Source organism: Emticicia aquatica (assembly GCF_923079645.1).
GTDB classification, from domain to species: domain Bacteria; phylum Bacteroidota; class Bacteroidia; order Cytophagales; family Spirosomataceae; genus Emticicia; species Emticicia aquatica.
Window position 1 is genome coordinate 24,992 of record NZ_CAKLPY010000007.1, and the last position, 17,773, is coordinate 42,764.

The 17,773-nt window shown below is 34.8% G+C and carries 15 protein-coding genes; 6 read left to right on the forward strand and 9 right to left on the reverse strand.

Annotated elements, in window-relative coordinates; genetic code table 11:
- Window positions 1-20 precede the first annotated feature (20 nt).
- Together MJQ71_RS19705 and MJQ71_RS19710 are read right to left on the reverse strand one after the other, a co-directional pair.
- On the reverse strand, window positions 21-932 hold the full coding sequence (locus tag MJQ71_RS19705; protein WP_238808658.1) for a hypothetical protein: 912 nt from the start codon (window positions 930-932) through the stop codon (window positions 21-23).
- Window positions 933-1,472: 540 nt separating this feature from the next.
- On the reverse strand, window positions 1,473-2,621 hold the full coding sequence (locus tag MJQ71_RS19710; RefSeq protein ID WP_238808659.1) for a DUF3179 domain-containing (seleno)protein: 1,149 nt from the start codon (window positions 2,619-2,621) through the stop codon (window positions 1,473-1,475).
- Between the two features lie 144 nt (window positions 2,622-2,765).
- On the opposite strand from MJQ71_RS19710, the gene MJQ71_RS19715 reads away from it, so the two are divergent.
- The gene (locus tag MJQ71_RS19715; protein WP_238808660.1) at window positions 2,766-3,221 is read left to right on the forward strand and encodes a helix-turn-helix domain-containing protein; all 456 of its coding nucleotides are present in this window, start codon (window positions 2,766-2,768) and stop codon (window positions 3,219-3,221) included.
- Window positions 3,222-3,283: 62 nt separating this feature from the next.
- Here MJQ71_RS19715 and MJQ71_RS19720 read toward each other — a convergent pair whose 3' ends face one another.
- A complete protein-coding gene (locus tag MJQ71_RS19720; protein ID WP_238808661.1) occupies window positions 3,284-3,748 on the reverse strand; it encodes a hypothetical protein in 465 nt (154 codons plus the stop codon).
- Between the two features lie 76 nt (window positions 3,749-3,824).
- Here MJQ71_RS19720 and MJQ71_RS19725 point away from each other — a divergent pair, with 76 nt between their 5' ends.
- The gene (locus MJQ71_RS19725) at window positions 3,825-4,820 is read left to right on the forward strand and encodes a sulfite exporter TauE/SafE family protein (RefSeq protein WP_238808662.1); all 996 of its coding nucleotides are present in this window, start codon (window positions 3,825-3,827) and stop codon (window positions 4,818-4,820) included.
- On the opposite strand, the gene MJQ71_RS19730 is transcribed toward MJQ71_RS19725, so the two are convergent.
- A complete protein-coding gene (locus MJQ71_RS19730; RefSeq protein WP_238808663.1) occupies window positions 4,813-5,460 on the reverse strand; it encodes a trimeric intracellular cation channel family protein in 648 nt (215 codons plus the stop codon). The two genes, MJQ71_RS19725 and MJQ71_RS19730, sit on opposite strands and share 8 nt — an antisense overlap.
- 28 nt (window positions 5,461-5,488) lie before the next feature.
- On the opposite strand from MJQ71_RS19730, the gene dnaG reads away from it, so the two are divergent.
- The 3 genes from dnaG to MJQ71_RS19745 are packed head-to-tail and all read left to right on the forward strand — an operon-like array spanning window position 5,489 to window position 8,886.
- Entirely contained in the window at window positions 5,489-7,477 is a 1,989-nt protein-coding gene (gene dnaG, locus MJQ71_RS19735; protein WP_238808664.1) for a DNA primase, read from the forward strand.
- Window positions 7,478-7,505: 28 nt separating this feature from the next.
- Entirely contained in the window at window positions 7,506-7,931 is a 426-nt protein-coding gene (arfB, locus tag MJQ71_RS19740; RefSeq protein WP_238808665.1) for an alternative ribosome rescue aminoacyl-tRNA hydrolase ArfB, read from the forward strand.
- 52 nt (window positions 7,932-7,983) lie between these two features.
- The gene (locus MJQ71_RS19745; RefSeq protein ID WP_238808666.1) at window positions 7,984-8,886 is read left to right on the forward strand and encodes a PE-PGRS family protein; all 903 of its coding nucleotides are present in this window, start codon (window positions 7,984-7,986) and stop codon (window positions 8,884-8,886) included.
- A gap of 52 nt (window positions 8,887-8,938) precedes the next feature.
- Here MJQ71_RS19745 and MJQ71_RS19750 read toward each other — a convergent pair whose 3' ends face one another.
- From MJQ71_RS19750 to hemN, 4 genes are all read right to left on the reverse strand, one after another.
- Window positions 8,939-10,078 (reverse strand): MalY/PatB family protein, encoded by a 1,140-nt coding sequence (locus MJQ71_RS19750; protein ID WP_238808667.1) that lies wholly within the window; start codon window positions 10,076-10,078, stop codon window positions 8,939-8,941.
- Window positions 10,079-10,090: 12 nt separating this feature from the next.
- Window positions 10,091-10,885, reverse strand: coding sequence for a 5'-methylthioadenosine/adenosylhomocysteine nucleosidase (locus tag MJQ71_RS19755; protein WP_238808668.1), 795 nt, complete (start codon window positions 10,883-10,885; stop codon window positions 10,091-10,093).
- 113 nt (window positions 10,886-10,998) lie between these two features.
- Complete coding sequence (locus tag MJQ71_RS19760; RefSeq protein WP_238808669.1) at window positions 10,999-12,306, reverse strand: NCS2 family permease; 1,308 nt, start codon at window positions 12,304-12,306, stop codon at window positions 10,999-11,001.
- Between the two features lie 140 nt (window positions 12,307-12,446).
- Entirely contained in the window at window positions 12,447-13,814 is a 1,368-nt protein-coding gene (gene hemN / locus MJQ71_RS19765; protein WP_238808670.1) for an oxygen-independent coproporphyrinogen III oxidase, read from the reverse strand.
- 185 nt (window positions 13,815-13,999) lie between these two features.
- Between hemN and MJQ71_RS19770 the strand changes: the two genes are divergently transcribed.
- A complete protein-coding gene (locus MJQ71_RS19770; protein WP_238808671.1) occupies window positions 14,000-15,403 on the forward strand; it encodes an AAA family ATPase in 1,404 nt (467 codons plus the stop codon).
- Window positions 15,404-15,458: 55 nt separating this feature from the next.
- Here MJQ71_RS19770 and MJQ71_RS19775 read toward each other — a convergent pair whose 3' ends face one another.
- Window positions 15,459-17,744 (reverse strand): GH92 family glycosyl hydrolase, encoded by a 2,286-nt coding sequence (locus MJQ71_RS19775; protein WP_238808672.1) that lies wholly within the window; start codon window positions 17,742-17,744, stop codon window positions 15,459-15,461.
- Between the last annotated feature and the right edge of the window lie 29 nt (window positions 17,745-17,773).

Consider the following 17,773-nt stretch of genomic DNA (forward strand, 5'->3'; position numbering starts at 1 on the left):
ATTTCACAATAAACACCTTTCTACTTCTTTGTTACTTGCTTTAAATAATTAAATTGGTATAAAATTCCAATCGAAAAACTAACTGTTTGTCCAACATTCAACCCATTTATCACTTTTGATGCTCTTAGATTAAAACCAATATTTTTGGGTTGATATTTAGCATACAAACCAACACTTGTGGCAGTCATGTTATTTGTTGGAAATGGCATATCATTGCGACGAATATTATCACCACCAACACACGAAAACTTTTCAACAAAAGCCTCAGCCTGAATTCCTTTTTTATCATATCCAGCTCTTAACGCCACATCGGTAGCATTCGGTACACGCACTTCATTAGTATTATAAACACGGTTATCAGCTTGGTATGCATCACGGTCAACTTTGATATTACTACGAAAAATATAACTTGCATGAGCAGTTACATAAGCTCCCGATGCGTGCTTGTAATTACCAATTAATCTACCAGTTGCAGTTTTGGTTTGTAAACCGATTGACATTGGCAAAAAATCAGGTACATAATTTCCAACTGGAACCGAACCACCGATAACTCCATGTAACGAAATACCTTTATCGTTTTCGACCAATTTGTATTTCAACCAACCTGAAAAATCTTGTATTCCTTTTTGTCCCATCAAATTTCCCGCACTGGCTTTTGTTTGCACATAAGGCAAGCCAACAATTACATTCAATTTATTAGTAATTCCGACCGCCAACATTGGTATTACACTTTCAGTTGTAAGCGTTCCAATATTGAAATTTTCACGTTTCAATGTATTCTCCCAATACTGTTTCCAACTACTATTGTTGTATGAAACAGCCAAACACCCTGTATTCTTGGGCATATAAATTACATCATGTGGCATTTGAGCAAACACACTTGAGGTGGCACATAGCAGCCCTACAAATGTGTATTTAATTATTGAATTCATTTTTCTTTGGTAAAATTTTAATCCGTACATCTTCTCTTTTTAGTGAAATAAATAATAGAACTATTTTGATTTTTTATTGGATTCTTTAATTTCTATCACAAAGAAAATACTTTTTTAATTATTTTCCAATTTTATGGAATATTTTTCCGAAAAAACATTCCATAAAAGATATGTTTCACAAAAAATAAGCTTTTTAGAGAAGAAAATAAGGATCTCTCCACAAATTATACCCAAATAAAGTATTTTAAAAGTATTACTTTTTATAAAAAAATATTAAATTTTCCAGAATAAAATTCCATAATTACGGAATTTTGTTTATAAACCAATATAAACCTTAGAGTGTTGAAGTGAAAAGGTCAATTATTTAAGCAAAAAAAACTCTGCACATAAAATCAATGTGCAGAGTTTGAAAACACTTAATCAAATCTTTAATAATTTTTTTATTACGAAATTTATAGTCGAAAGAAATAAAAACTCTGCACTGTCAAATGCGGTACAGAGTCCGAACAAATAACCTATGACGAATTTCGCTTCTGTGACTTAATATTTTTTTGTTGCAGCATGAAATGTCTGCCAACTATGCCAAAACTCTTGGTAAGCATTTATTCGCTTGAGCGAGTTTATTTTTTTTGATTGACCAACCTTATTACCATCCAACGTAAAATATTGGTCATCAAACCTAAGCGTATCATTTTTAATTGAAAACTGAGCATCTTTAGATGGTCTTTCAAAAGCAAAAAAACTTTTATTATCGGCCGCCATAACTATCAATACGGGTTTCATTCCTACTTGCTCGTTGATAATTCTTTCTTTTTTCAAGCGAAGCCAATCAAAAGCTTTGCTTTCTTTTCCAATTTCGATACCAACTACCCAAGATTTATCTTTCCACGACAAAGAATCAGTTCGGGTTAAATCACTTTTACTTTTTCCTTTTTCGTACTTAGCCGTACTATCATACTTCTCTTTAAAATTCAAATCAGGTTGCATAACTAAACTATTTGGATACAATGCTAACCATTTTTCGAGCGAAGTTTGTTGAGCTAGTAATTCAGGAAGAAATTGACCTTTTAATTTTCCTGTAATAGCCTCGCCATTGGCTTGTCGCCACCAGCTTTTGGTTGTTACATCTTCAAACATGGCATTAAAATGGTCCATTCCTACCAAGCGAAATTTCTCAGGTTTTCCATTTACGATTGGCTCAAAAATTCGTCCAGTACGGCATACAGAGCAGTAGGTTACCATAATTGGTTTTCCTGCTAATGTGTCTAATACTTGATGATGATAGGCAATTAATGAGATTGGATAGGCTTTCGCTTCACCATTTATCTCGATTCCAAGTACAATCCTATCTTTTTTAACTTTATTCGACTTTGCATTTTTTAATTGTAAATCTTTCGGCAAATAGAACATCGAATCGGCGGCCATCATAAAATTAAATACATATATTGACGCTAAAACCGCTATTATACTCGTCAAAGTAAACCATTTCGAGGTTTTTAAAGCTTTCAAAAAGCCAACTATTGCTAGTAAAAAAAAGAAGCCACGAAAAGCCCAACGCCAAGTATAAAGAAAGTACGCAAAATCAAGGCTTTTGATTCGTTGACTGCCTGGCATTGGCATGATGAAATAAACATTCAAAAACTCAAATAAGATTAATCCGATTATTCCAACATAAAAAAGTTTTTTCATAACCATGTATTACTTTATTTTCGATTCAACAATAGAAATTAGATTTTTTAATCATTAATGAATTCATTAAATTGCAAAGCAAAGTAACAAACAAGAATTAAAAATTCCAAATTTGTGGAAAATAAATAATATAATTCCGAAATAATGGAAAATAATTTTGGCTCTAATCTCCGATTCTTACGAAAGAAGAAAAAACTAACTTTAGAAAATCTTGGAGAAACATTAAAAATAAGCAAAAGTGCTATTTCTGATTACGAAACTGGAAAAACATTTCCTCCTTTAGATGTTTGTGAATTAATAAGCGACTTTTTTGGGATTAATATTGACGACTTAAAGAATTCCAATTTTACGGAATTTACTGAAGAACAAATTGAAGATTTCGTTCACGCAAAAGCAAAAAGTAAACCGTCAAAAGATACAAGCGATGACTTTAGTAACGAGAAAAAACAATTAGAATTCCATAATAAATTACTAAGTCAACAAATTGAAGGCCTTCAAATTCAACTACAATTAGTAAAGCAAATAGTAGAAAGCAAAGATTCGGAAATCAAATCTTTACAAATTCAGGTCAGACTTTTAGAAGAAAAAATTAATGGTTGATTGTACTAAATTTGGCAATTTTAGAAATAAAAACTACGCTAAACTCAAATCTGCAACACTTTTTATAAAGAAGTAGGGTCATTAAGCGGTTTTATCTTGATACTTTCTTTTTTCATTTCAATCAAATTCGCAACAAATTCATTTGTTTGCTCAAGTGTTTCACTTTCGCCAGTCAATTTCCTTACCAAATTCAATAAATAACTTTGGGTTTGTAAAATTACATCAAGTTGTACTTGATTTTGTACAATTTGCTTCTGATTTCTGACAATATTAATTTGATTATTAACTATAATTTCTTGATTACGAATAATGGTCGTTTGATTATGAATCACAACTTCATGATTATCAGCATTTTGTTGCTGATTTTGAATCATTATATCGTAATTATCAACAATTCGCCCTTGCATTTCTTTCAAAAAATCTTGTTCAGCAAGCAACTTCTGCAAAATCTCTTCAATATTTTTCATATCATCTAAAGGGCTTTTTATGTATAATAGATGAGTTTTTTTCTCAAAACTATTATTCATTATTTATATTTGTTTTTTAACCAATATTTGCAACTAACTTTGTAGCCGTCTCATCACAAAAGTAATATTTTTTTTTATGTCCATCGATAAAACACAAAAAAACAAAATCCCTTACTTATATATAGCTTTTTTAATTATTGTATTGAGCTTTTGGGGCTATTATGTAAATTCTACAAACAGCTTTTATGTTTTTGCAAAACATTGGGCGGCAGTTTTGACCATGATTTTTGGGTCATTCATTGCGGGGTCAAGCCCCGAAGGCAGTGCTGCAATCGCGTACCCAGTTTTTACACTATTATTGAAAATTGAACCCGCTATTGCTCGAAACTTTGCTTTTGCTATACAAAGTATCGGCATGACTTCAGCATCTTTATTGATTTTAGGATTGAAAATTAAAGTCGATTGGGCATATATCAAGTATGTTACTTTTGGAGGTGTTTTTGGATTAATTTTTGGCACTTATTACATCGTTCCTTTGATTTCACCGCCTTTAGCAAAGTTGTTTTTTGTTTCGCTTTGGTTAAGTTTTGGATTGGTTTTATGGTACGAAAATCTACAACCACAACGAGAAGTTTTTGATAAAATTCAAAATTTCGTCAAATCTGATATGGTCAGATTGATATTTTTTGGATTAATCGGCGGCATGATTTCTTCACTTTTTGGTACAGGAATTAATATTTTTACTTTTTGCTTGATGACAATTTATTATCGAATCAACGAAAAAGTTGCCGTTCCATCTTCGGTTATCATCATGACGCTCGAAACTTTACTTGGATTTTTTATTCATGGAGCGGTCATCGGAGATTTTCAACCTGAAGCATTTGAAATGTGGTTGGCTTGCATTCCGTTCGTAGCTTTTTTTGCACCGTTGGGTTCATTTGTTATCAGTAAATTACCACGAAAAACCATTGCAACATTTCTTTATATTATTCTAATTGTACAATTTATTGGGGCAATTTGGGTATTAAAACCATCCATTCCACATTTAGGCCTTTGTGCGGTTACGCTTTTGATTGGATTAGGTACATTTACTTATTTGGCCCGCTTGAAGCGAAATAATAATCCTATTTAATTTTAGGTAATGAAATATTCATTTTAACGGCAATTATACGAATACCGAAAATTGTTAGAATAGTAACAACATCTACTATTTCGGGCGAAATACTCGCTTTTCGTAGCAAAAAGAAAACTATTCCACCTAAAATACACGCCGTCGCATAAATTTCTTTTCTAAAAAGTGTCGGTATTTCATTCAGTAAAATATCACGAATTACTCCTCCAAAACACGCTGTAATCGTTCCTAAAATCAAACAAGAAGGCATATCCAAATGTATCGCAATGCCTTCTTGAATTCCTCGAAGTGTAAAAAAACCTAGACCTAAAGAATCAAAAAAAGTAAGGGTTTTATCTAAGGTTTCAATGCGGTTTTTGAACAATATGGTGATCAATGTCACTGTTACAATAAGCAAAATAATGCTCGAATCAAGAATCCATCTGACTGGTAAATGACCAATCAAAATATCTCTAATCGTGCCTCCACCTACCGAAGTAACAAAGGCGATTACGGCAAGTCCAAACACATCTAGTTTTTTCCGAATACCAGCCAAAGTACCCGAAGCAGCGAAAGCAATAGTGCCTCCAATATTAATAAAAGTAAAAAATTCCACCGTAAAATATGTTTTCAGGAACAAAAGTAAGACAAAATATGTCATTTTTAGTGTTCATTGATTAAATTGCACCATGCGAATAAGTCCAGAAACAGTCCAACAAATCATTCAAGCCGCCGACGTTACTGAAGTTGTTGGTGAATACGTTTCTCTCAAAAAACGGGGAGCAAACATGATTGCGTGTTGCCCTTTTCACAACGAAAAAACACCTTCATTTTATGTCTCACCAGCCAAAGGCATTTATAAATGTTTTGGTTGTGGAAAAGCGGGGGATTCAGTACGCTTTATCATGGATATTGAGGGGATTGGTTATCCTGAAGCCTTAAAACATTTGGCTAAAAAGTATGGAATTGAGGTAGCTGAAAGAGAAGTAACGAGTGAAGAGCAACAAGCTCAAAATGACAAAGAAAGCCTGTATATTGTTTTAGATTTTGCGAGTAAATACTATCAAAATCAACTTTGGAAAACTCCCGAAGGAGAAAGTATCGGTCAGAGTTATTTCAAAGAAAGAGGTTTTAATCATACTACGATTCAAAAATTTGATTTGGGTTATAGCCCCGACGGATGGGATTCTTTCACGAAACATGCCATAAAACATGGTTTTTCGTTAGATATTCTCGAAAAAGCTGGCTTAACCATTATCAAAGATGGTAAAGATTCAGAACGCACTTTTCCAATTGATAGATTTAGAGGTCGAGTCATTTTCCCGATTCATAATGTTGGAGGTAAACCAATTGCTTTTGGGGCCAGAATCCTAAAAAAAGACCCAAATTCACCTAAATATTTAAACTCACCCGAAACGGCCGTTTATCATAAAAGCCACATTGTTTATGGCATTTTGCAAGCCAAAAATCCGATTCGTGTTGAAGATAATTGTTATTTGGTGGAAGGTTACACCGACGTGGTTTCTTTAAATCAATCGGGGGTTGAAAATGTCGTTGCTTCTTCGGGAACTTCGCTCACCAAAGAGCAAATACAACTTATTAGGCGTTTTACGAATAATATAACAGTTTTATACGATGGAGATGCCGCAGGAATCAAGGCTTCTTTACGGGGAATTGATATTATTTTAGAAGAAGGCCTCAACGTAAAAGCCGTAGTTTTTCCTGATGGTGACGACCCCGATAGTTTTATTCAAAAAGTTGGTAGTCAAGCATTTAGAGAATATGTTCAACGAACTCAGAAAGATTTTATTCGCTTCAAAACCGAAATTTCGCTCAAAGATGTTGGACATGATCCCATCAAACGTGCTGAAGTAATCAAAGAATTAGTTGAAACCATTTCAAAAATTCCTGATTCAATCAAACGCTCGGTTTTCTACCAAGAAGTGGCTAGTTTGATGGGAATTGAAGAACAAATACTCATTACAGAAGGCAATAAAATTTCGTTAAAGAAGGTAAATGATGCCGAAAAAGACCGCCAACGCCAAACCCGTATTCAACCTCAGCAAGTCGGTAATTTAGATGTATTGGTTGAGCGACCTGCGGTAAATCAACCAACTTTACCAGAAAAAAATGAACCTCAACGCTCTCCAATTTCTTATCAAGAAGAAGAAACCGTTAGACTTTTGGTTTGTTATGGCAGCGTAGTTATTGAACATATTGCGGTTGAGAATAGAGATGTAACTTTGGTTGATTATGTTTTTCAAGAAATCAAAGAAATAGCTTTTGAAACACCTACTTATCAGAAAATTCTGGAGATTTTTCGGGAATTTTATCATCGAAACGAAATTCCACATACAAGTCATTTTACAAGTCATCAGGATTCCGAAATTCAACAACAAGTTATCAATTGGCTCTCAACGCCTCATCAATTGAGTGAAAATTGGTTAAAAAAGGACATTTATATTCCAATCGAAACTGATAAACTCGCTGATTTGGCTTATACAAATGTACTACGTTTGAAAAAAACTCGTTATGAATCTGATATGGCAAAATTGTCGAACCAACTATTAGAGGCTCAAAGTTATGAAGAGCAAGACCAAATTTTAGTTAAAATGATGCAACTAAAAGAGGTTATTAAAAAAATTGCTGGGCTACTCGGAACTGTGGTACAAGGCTAGTTTACGTAAGTAGCAAAAAAATAATACAATGCAAATAGATATAAAAAACATAGATTTTTTGTCTGAATTAGATTTTCAGACTTCACGAAGTGGAGGCCCTGGAGGGCAAAATGTCAATAAAGTAGAAACAAAAGTTGAATTACGATTTGATATTCAGTCTTCAAATCTACTGACTGATAGTCAAAAAGCGAAACTTATCGAAAAACTCCAAAATCAGCTTATTCAAGAAAACATATTGAGCATAACTGCCCAAGAAAAACGCAGTCAATTACAGAATAAAGAGTTGGTAATCAAGAAGTTCTATAAGATTTTAGAAAAAGCTTTCCATGAAAGAAAAAAACGCTTAGCTTCAAAACCTTCACAAGGAGCGGTTGAAAAACGACTAAAAAGCAAGAAAATTGATTCAGAAAAAAAGAATACAAGAAGTAAAAAAATAGACTTAACCGAAATTTAATCATTTTTCATCGAGCGAGTCCTTAATTTTGCCACGAAACTTTAAACCCATAATGCAAAAAAACAGCCGTCTTCTCATTTTTATTTTTCCTATCCTCTTCTGTTCGTGCGATTGGTTTACAAAAAAACCAACACCTACGCCAGTAGTAACAATTCCTGACTTTGAAACTACACCTAAAAGTTATTTATTGCCTACTGGAGTTGCGGATGAAGCATCTGGTTTGTGCGATAGTCGAAGTATGGCTGGAAATGTTTGGGTACACGAAGATGGCGATAATCCAAATTTGTTGTACCAGTTTTCGCATACAGGACAATTTAAAGGTCAGTTGAAAATGCCATTTCCGAACAGAGACTGGGAAGATATAAGTATCGGAGCTGGGCCAGAATCGGGAAAAAACTACATTTATTTAGCTGATATCGGTGATAATAATGCAGCCTACGAAAACCAATATTATGTTTATCGCTTTCTTGAACCACAATCTCTTAGTCAGCAGGTGAGTAAATATGACAGAATAGCTTTTCAATATCCTGATGGTAGCAGAGATGCAGAATGTATCTTGCTCGACCCTACTACAAAAGATATTTATATTGTTACGAAGCGAGAATTCAATGTCCGAATTTATCAACTTCCATACCCTCAGTCAGTTACAGAAGTTCAAACAGCTAAGTTCATTCAGGCAATTCCATATTTAATTATTACGAGTGGCGGTATTTCAACAGACGGCAAGGAAATTGTGCTACGAAACTATGATGCCATTTACTATTGGTACCTTAAAGATACTGAAACTATAATTTCAGCACTTGCAAGAAATCGTGACAAACTTTTGCCATATCTCAAGGAAACACAGGGCGAAGGTTTTTGTTTTGATAAAGATAACAAAGGCTATTTTACTAATAGCGAGCGTGGAGGAAATAGCACGACACCAAATTATCTTAATTATTTTGCAAAAAAATAAGTGTCAAATGCCGTGGCAAAGTCTAAAATACCACGGCATTCGATTTTTATTTTTAGCTTAAAACTTTCCTCATTCGCCAAATTGCTGCTTCTAACCTACGCATTTGTGTACCAAAATTAAGGCGAATAAAGCCTTTTCCATCAAAGAAAAATCCACCTTCCGACACACCAACTCCAGCATTTTCTAGTACCTCAGCAATGTTTTCAATGCCTGATTCACGGGTATCAATCCACGCCAAATAAGTGGCTTCAAGTGGTTGCATACTAAACCCTTTAAAGGCATTCATTTCTTGTAAAACGAAAGCATGATTCTTGCGTAAATATGTCAATAATTGCTTTTCCCATTCGCCACAATCTCGATAGGCAGCCAAAGCCGATTGGTACGCATAAGCCGAATTCATTGGCTCAAGAATATACCGTAAATTAGCATATTTTGACCGAATTTCATCATTCGGAATAACAGCAAACGAACAACCTAAACCCGCAATATTGAAAGTTTTACTAGGTGAAAGTAACGTAATTGTTTGATTTTCAGCTTCTTTACTTAATGTTGCGATTGAAATATGTTTTTTAGTTTCATCCAAAATTAAATCACAATGAATTTCATCTGAACAAATCACAATGTTATGTTCGATACAAATATCGGCTAGAGTTTGTAGCTCAGTTTGTGTAAAAACTGTTCCCGCAGGATTATATGGATTACACAACATAAACATTTTTGTTCGAGGCGTAATTGCTGCCTTGATAGCGTCAAAATCTAATGTCCAACGGTTATTTTCAAGCTTCATTTGCACTTTTACGAGCTTCTTTTTAGCCGCATCTGGAGCTTTCATAAATGGCCCATATACAGGTACAGTTGTCATTATTTCGTCGCCGTCATCACCTACAACCAAACATGAAAGCGTTAACCCTGGTACAAGCCCTGGCAACCAAACAATCCAATCTTTTTGAATCTTCCAATTGTGGCGTTCTTCAAGGCGTTTTACAACTACATCAACCAATTCATCAGGCGTATGCCAATAACCAATCACTCCTTGTTTTGTTACATTTTCCAAAGCTTTCAAAATAGGCGGAGCAGCCTTAAAATCCATATCAGCTACCCAAAGAGGAATAATATCACGGTCTTTGTATTTGTCCCATTTAAAACTATCAGTATTGGTACGGTCAATTAATTCGTCGAAATCGTAGGTCATTTAAGGTGGTTTTTATAATTTTTTAATAATCGCTTTTACTAAAGTTGCCGAATTATCAGATGCAATTTTCTTGAATGTCTGAAAATCAGCGGGTGCAGTTTCGTTCGCTTTGTCACTTATGCTTCTTATAACCAAAAAAGGCACACTTTGTTGCCAGCAAATTTGAGCCACCGCTGCACCTTCCATTTCGGTTGCATCGGCTTGGTATTTTTTTCTGAAATTATCCACAGCAATGCTTGAAGCAACAAACGTATCGCCAGTCACAATTGTTCCTGTAAAAATACGTGGTGCAGGTAAGTTAAATGTAATATGCTTTAAATCAACACTTTGAGCAGCTTGATTTGCTAAAACAACCAAAACTGAATCAGCAATAAAATATTGTGGATTGGCTTTTTTAGTATGCGGGTTTCTCGTTGGATTAGCCACAAAACCTTCATTAGTCAATCTTCCATAATCGTGATAAGTCAATTTTTGGCCAATTAATATATCTCCTTGATTCAATTCTTTGTTTACTGCTCCTGCTATTCCAGTAAAAATAATTGATTTTGGGTGAAAAGTTTTAATAATCAAAGTAGTCGTCATCGACGCATTTGTTTTACCGATTCCTGTTTCACCAATTACCACTTTTTTACCATTGAGTTTGCCAGTTTTAAATTCAAAACCTAAAACATTCTTGGTTTTTGGATGTTTCAACGCTGATTCCAACAATTGCACTTCTTCGGGCATTGCTCCTAATATCGCTATTATTTGAGCAAAGGAACTGGTTGATAATAAGGTGATTAATAAAACTGTTAATTTGATTTTCATTTAATTTGAATGAGAAATTAGTGTCTTTTGCATTTTCGCTGGCATCAAAGTTAAGATAGTTAGTATTAAAATTTCTCAATTTTTTGAAAGGGTTATCATCACCAAAATGCCCTTCAATGTCCTAAATATAAAGCCCAAATAGCAAAAAAGTCAATTATGAGAAGCATCCAAGACACTTCTTTAGTTTTTCCATTGAAAATTTTAATGATTGTCCATGACAAAAATCCCCAAATAATACCTTGCGTTATTGAATATGTAAACGGTATCAAAACCATTGCTAAAAATGCAGGAATAGCATCGTCAAGTTCATCCCAATTGATTTTTGTGACAGGTTTCATCATCAAAACTCCTACTACAATTAAAGCGGGGGCCGTTGCAATGGCAGGAATAATGCTTAACAATGGCGACAAAAACATGAACGGTAAAAACAGAATACCCGCCGTTATGGCCGTTACGCCTGTTCGCCCACCTTGACTAATACCCACTGCTGATTCAATAAAAGCTGTTCCAGGACTTGTTCCCAACAAACCACCCATCGTTGTGGCTACTGCATCTGTCAATAATGACTGCTTAATATTGCGAGGTTCTCCATCCAAATCATATAAATCTGCCGCCTCAGCAACACCCACAAATGTTGAAAGACTATCAAACAAATCAGTAAATACAAAAGCGAAAATAACTGGTAACAAACTGATTTTGAGTGAATTAACAATATCAAGTTGAAACAATAAACTAAAATCTGGTGCTGAAAACACACCTTGCCACGTAACCAAATCTTTTTGTCCGAAATTGATTACGGAAGCATCTCCCCACCATCTTCCAATGGGAATAGCAATGATAGTGGTTACTATAATACCAAAAATGATGCCGCCTTGAATGCGTTTCACTAACAATAACATCGTAACGGCCAAACCAAGCAAAAATGTTATAATAATCGGATTATGTAGGTTAGCAACGCCAATGATTGTAGCAGGATTTGGTACAATAAATTTGGCATTTGCAAAGCCAATTAGTGTAATAAAAAGCCCAATTCCCGCTGAAATTGCGTAACGTAATTGCTTCGGGATAGCTTTTACAATTTGGGTACGAACATTAAAAATTGATAACAATAAAAAGATAATTCCCGCCCAGAAAACCGCACCCAATGCCACTTGCCACGAAATACCCATACCTTTTACAGCCGTAAAAGTAAAAAAAGCATTCATCCCCATGCCAGGAGCAACAACAATTGGATTTTTGGCATAAATTCCCATCATTAAACTACAAAAAAACGATAGCAAAACGGTGGCAGTAAGTACACCATTAAATGGCATTCCAGATTGGCTTAAAATAGCAGGATTGACAATGATAATATACATCGTTGCCAAAAAGGTAGAAACGCCTGCTAGAATTTCAGTTTTTAGGTTAGGTTTTAACTGCATTGAGATAAAAATTAAGGATTCCGATTACAAGATAAAAGAATAAAACTTAATTTTCTGAAAATCTATTCTAATTCATTGCTGAACATAAAAAAGCACCTTTACAAAATATGCAAAGGTGCTTGGTACTTGTTAAAAAAAACTCAAATCGTCTTAGAAAACAACTTTTGTAGAGAATCTGCTTGATTAAGGTGTTTATCAAAAGCCATACATATATTACGAATGAATGCTTTTCCTGCGGGTAAAACGTTCAAACCAAATTCGTTAAAAGTAATTAAACCATCGGCTTCAAAGCCTTCAAGTTTTTCAAAAAGCACCATTTTTTCTTGTTCAGACCAATCGGAAAGCTGCCAAGTAGTTGTTAATTGGCAAATAATATTTAAGATTTGTTGTCGAATAAATACATCTACATTACTTAAAATATGTCCCTTAAATACGGGTAATTCTCCCGCATTTACAGTATCAATATACACATCAATTTCCTTGATGTTTTGGGTGAAAGCCGTCCACGAATCACTTATTGATGAAGCTCCAAGTCCTAATAAAACTTGAGATTGAGTTGTTGTATAACCCATAAAATTACGGTGAAGTGTGCCATTTTCTTGAGCTTTATACAAATTATCTTGTGGTAAAGCAAAATGGTCCATCCCGATTTCGGCATAATTATTTTGCTCAAACATGGCTCTACCACGTTCATACAAAGCTCGTTTTTCTTCACCACTTGGAAGATTTTCATCCTCAAAACCACGTTGCCCGTTGCCTTTTATCCACGGTACGTGTGCATAAGAATAAAAAGCTATTCTATCAGGTTTGAGCGTTAACGTTTTTTGAATTGTATCTTCAACCGACGAAATTTTCTGAAATGGCAAACCAAAAACCAAATCATGGCTCACCGAAGTGTAACCAATCGCACGAGCTAATTCGGTTACTTTTTTTACATTTTCAAAAGGTTGGATGCGATGAATAGCTTTTTGAACTTGTGGGTCATAATCTTGCACCCCAAAACTAACCCGACGAAAACCTAAATCATACAAAACTTGCAAGTGTTCGGCAGTTGTATTATTGGGATGACCTTCAAAACTAAACTCATGTTCGGGTGTAACTTCAACGTTTTCCAAGATTCCAGCTATCAATAATTGAAGCATTTCGGGAGCAAAGAAACTGGGCGTTCCTCCACCCAAATGAATTTCTGCTACTCGTGGTTTTTCAGGAAAAAGAGCTAAATACAAAGCCCATTCTTTCAAAACTGCCTGAATATAAGGCTGTTCAACAGCATGATTTTTAGTAATTCGCTTGTGACAAGCACAAAATGTACACAAACTTTCGCAATAAGGTAAATGAATATACAAACTTATACCCGAGGTATGGTTGGTCTCGACAAATGTATCGACCAGTTTTGCTGTCCATTTTTCGGAACTAAAAGTTTCATTTTGCCAATGAGGAACGGTTGGATAACTCGTATATCTTGGACCAGGAACATCGTATTTTTTTATCAGCGAAGAATCTGCCATGCTTTTGCTTAGTTTTCATGCAAAATTAGGCTGTTTAGCTTTCTGAAATGATGAGAATTATCATGTTTTCAAATTTGTAAACCAAGGCATCGACCTCAATATTGGCCTTTGGTCAAAAAACTGTTCACGTTATCAAACAGAAACATTTATATTTATCAAAAAATCACATTTCATTTTCTCAATAAATGCCAACTTACAACCAACTCAAACGCCAAATTGACCTTAATCCTTTCGCCGAATTAATGCTTCGCAATGAACTAAAGGCTTTGCCGAGTATTATTCAAGAAAATGAGTACATTGACGCTTCTGTTCATGGTTATTGGAATACTCGTCATGTGCTACTTTTAGCCACTACTCAACGCATTTTATTGATTGATAGCGATAATTATGGTGATGTAGAAGTCATAGAATTTCCTTATGACGATACTGTTACGGTGCGATGCCCAACAGCTGATTCGATAGTTTTTGGGACAGCCGAACGAAAAATAAAAATTGATAATACTCTTGAAGAATACATTGCTGTTTTTTATGAAACAGTACAAAATAGACTTACAGGAAAAAAACCAAAATCAAACAAAAAAAGAGAAATTTACGACAATTTGCAAGAGCAAAACTATTCAGAACAAACCGATAATGAACCAACTAGCAACCCATTTCATGTTTTTTTGCGAGGCTTAGACGGACTTTCAAAAATGCTCACTCCTACCATGAATAAGCAAAATATTCAGGAAGAAAAAACATCATTTATAAGCAATATTATGCCACAATTGCCCGAAGAAGAAAAAACTTTAGATGAGCTTTTACTTGAATTGAATGCTTTGGTCGGGCTACAAAATGTCAAAGATGAAGTTAGTAGTTTGGTGAATGTTTTAAAAATTGAAAAAATCAGGAAAGAGCAAGGAATAAGTTTGCCCGAACGCTCTTTGCACATGGTTTTTCATGGAAATCCAGGTACAGGGAAAACAACAATTGCGAGACTTTTAGCCAAAATTTTTAAGGCATTAGGCGTACTGAGTAAAGGACAATTGTACGAAACTGACCGCAGTGGTTTGGTGGCAGGTTATACGGGTCAAACTTCGCTAAAAGTGCGAGAGGTTTGTCAAAAATCGCTCGGTGGAATTTTATTCATTGATGAAGCGTACGCTCTCAATAGCGATGATACGTACGGCCCAGAAGCAGTGAATACGATTGTGAAATTTATGGAAGACAATAGAGATGATTTTGTGGTGATTGTGGCGGGTTACGAAGAAAAAATGACTGAGTTTATTAATTCAAATCCAGGTTTAAATTCTAGATTTAATAAATACATTGGCTTTAAAGATTATACGCCCGAAGAACTGCTCGAAATTTATTTGCTTCAGACCCAAAAAGTACAGTTAAAAGTAGATGAGCCAGCCCAAAAGAAAGTTTATAAGCTTTTTAAAAAACTCTATGAAGACCGAGATGCTGCTTTTGGGAATGGTCGTTTAGCAAGAAATATTTTTGAAAAAACTTACGAAAAACAAGCCAATCGACTTGTAAAAGAAGGGATTGAAAAGGCTGATATTAACCAAATAAAAGAAGAAGATATTCCTGTGATGGAAAATTAAAATTCACTCATTTGGTTTGCAAAGGCATCTCAAATGAGTGAATTTACTGGATAAATTATTTTTTTAATTCATTGCTCATCGAATACGGAAAATCTGTTTCTTTGATTCCTTTATTTCTGTTAGGTTTTGCCGACATTCCTAATTTCAACGAACCGCCTTTCATTATATCAGTAAAATTTAGGTAATTTTTGGTGTAATTTGCATTGTTCAAATTAGCACTCGAAACATAGATATTCTCGCTGTTATTTTCGGGAGCAATAATTGAAAATTTCTTCCCATTTTGTAGTTGAATTGTTGCTTTCTTGAATAGCGGTGACCCCAAAACGTATTGGTCTGTTCCAGGTGCAACAGGATACATTCCTAATGCTGAAAACACATACCAAGCCGAAGTTTGTCCGTTATCTTCATCGCCACACAAACCATCTGGTTGAGGTGAATACAGTTTTTTCATAATATTTCTAACATGAAATTGCGTTTTCCACGGCTCTCCTGCATAATTATACAAATACGGCATGTGCTGAATCGGCTGGTTACCATGGGCGTATTGTCCCATATTCATCACTAACATTTCAGTAATTTCGTGAATCTGAATACCATAATACGAAAAATCAAACGTTGGCGGAGCAGTAAAAACGGAGTCTAATTTTGCAACAAAATTTTTCTTACCACCCATCAAATCTGAAAGCCCTTGAATATCATGGAAAACGCACCAAGTCCAATGCCATGAACAACCTTCTGTGAAAGCATCGCCCCATTTATCTGGTCTGAAAGGTGACTGAAAAGTGCCATTTTTATTTTTTCCACGCACAAAATTAATGTCTTTATCAAAAACATTTCGATAATTTTGGGCTCTTTTGGCATACAAATCAATCTCACTTTGTGGTCTTTTTAGTAATTTTGCTAGTTTCCAAATCGTAAAGTCATCATAAGCATATTCGAGCGTTCGAGCGGTATTTTCATTGATGCCCACATCATAAGGAACATAACCCAAATCATTGTAATACCTTACGCCTAACCTTCCAACCGAACTCAGCGGGCCTTCTTGATTGGCGTTTTTGGTAATGGCTTCATAAAGTTTTTCGATTTCTTGTATTTTCACACCTTTGAGGTAAGCATCAGCAATAATCGACGCCGAATTTGAACCAACCATACAATCACGATGCCCTGGGCTTGCCCACTCTGGCAGCCACCCACTTTCTTTATAAGTATTGGCCAATCCTTCCATGATTTGGGCATTCATTTCAGGAAACATTAGGTTAAAAAACGGAAAAACTGCTCGAAAAGTATCCCAAAAACCATTATCGGTAAACATATATCCTTCGGCAATTTTACCATTATATGGACTATAATGAACGATTTTTTTATCCTTATCTATTTCGTAAAATTTACGAGGAAACAACATTGTATGGTACAAAGCCGAATAAAACGTGCGAAGTTCATCATCTGAGCCACCTTCTACTTTAATTCTGTTTAATTGAGTATTCCAGACTTTTGCCCCTTGTGCGACTAATTGGTCGAAACTTTGCTCACCAATTTCGGTTTTTAAATTCAATTCGGCTTGTTCAAGACTAATAAACGACGAACCAATTTTTAGGTTTACTTGCTCGTTTGTTTTGGTCTTGAAACGAATGATACTTCCTACATGATTACTCTCAATTTCTAGATTATTCAACTTGATTTCGCCGTCTTTCACGCCATAAACCTCCTCAAATTCTTTATCAAAATAAATCACAAAGTAATTTTTAAAATTGTCGGGAACACCCGACGAAGCATTGCTGGCATAACCTGTGATTTTTCTTTCTTTTGGAAAAATTTTAATGGATGACTTTTTGAAAAAACCATCAACAATCAAATATGCTTTATCGGTTTGAGGATAGGTAATTCGGAATCTTGCAGCCCTTTCGGTTGGTGTAATTTCAACGGTTGTGTTATAATCCGACAAATACGCTTTATAATAATGTGGTTTGGAAACTTCAGCTTTGTGCGAAAACCACGATTCTCGCTTGTTTTCATCAAAAACTAATTTTTCAGTTGTAGCAAAAATTGAAAAAACACCATAATCATTTATCCACGGAGAAGGTTGGTGCGTTTGTTTGAAACCTCTGATTTTATTGCTTGAATATTGATAACACCAACCATCACCCATTTTGTTGGTTTGTGGTGTCCAAAAATTCATGCCCCACGGCAATGCAATAGCTGGATAAGTATTGCCATTTGAAAACTCAAATTTTGAATCAGTTCCGACCAAAGGATTGACATAATTCACCAAATTTTCTAGTTTTTCGTTTTGCCCAAACGAACAAAAACTAACGATTAAAAGGGCAAAAAGACTTTTTTTCATGGATAAACTAAATGTAAGGTTGATAGTTT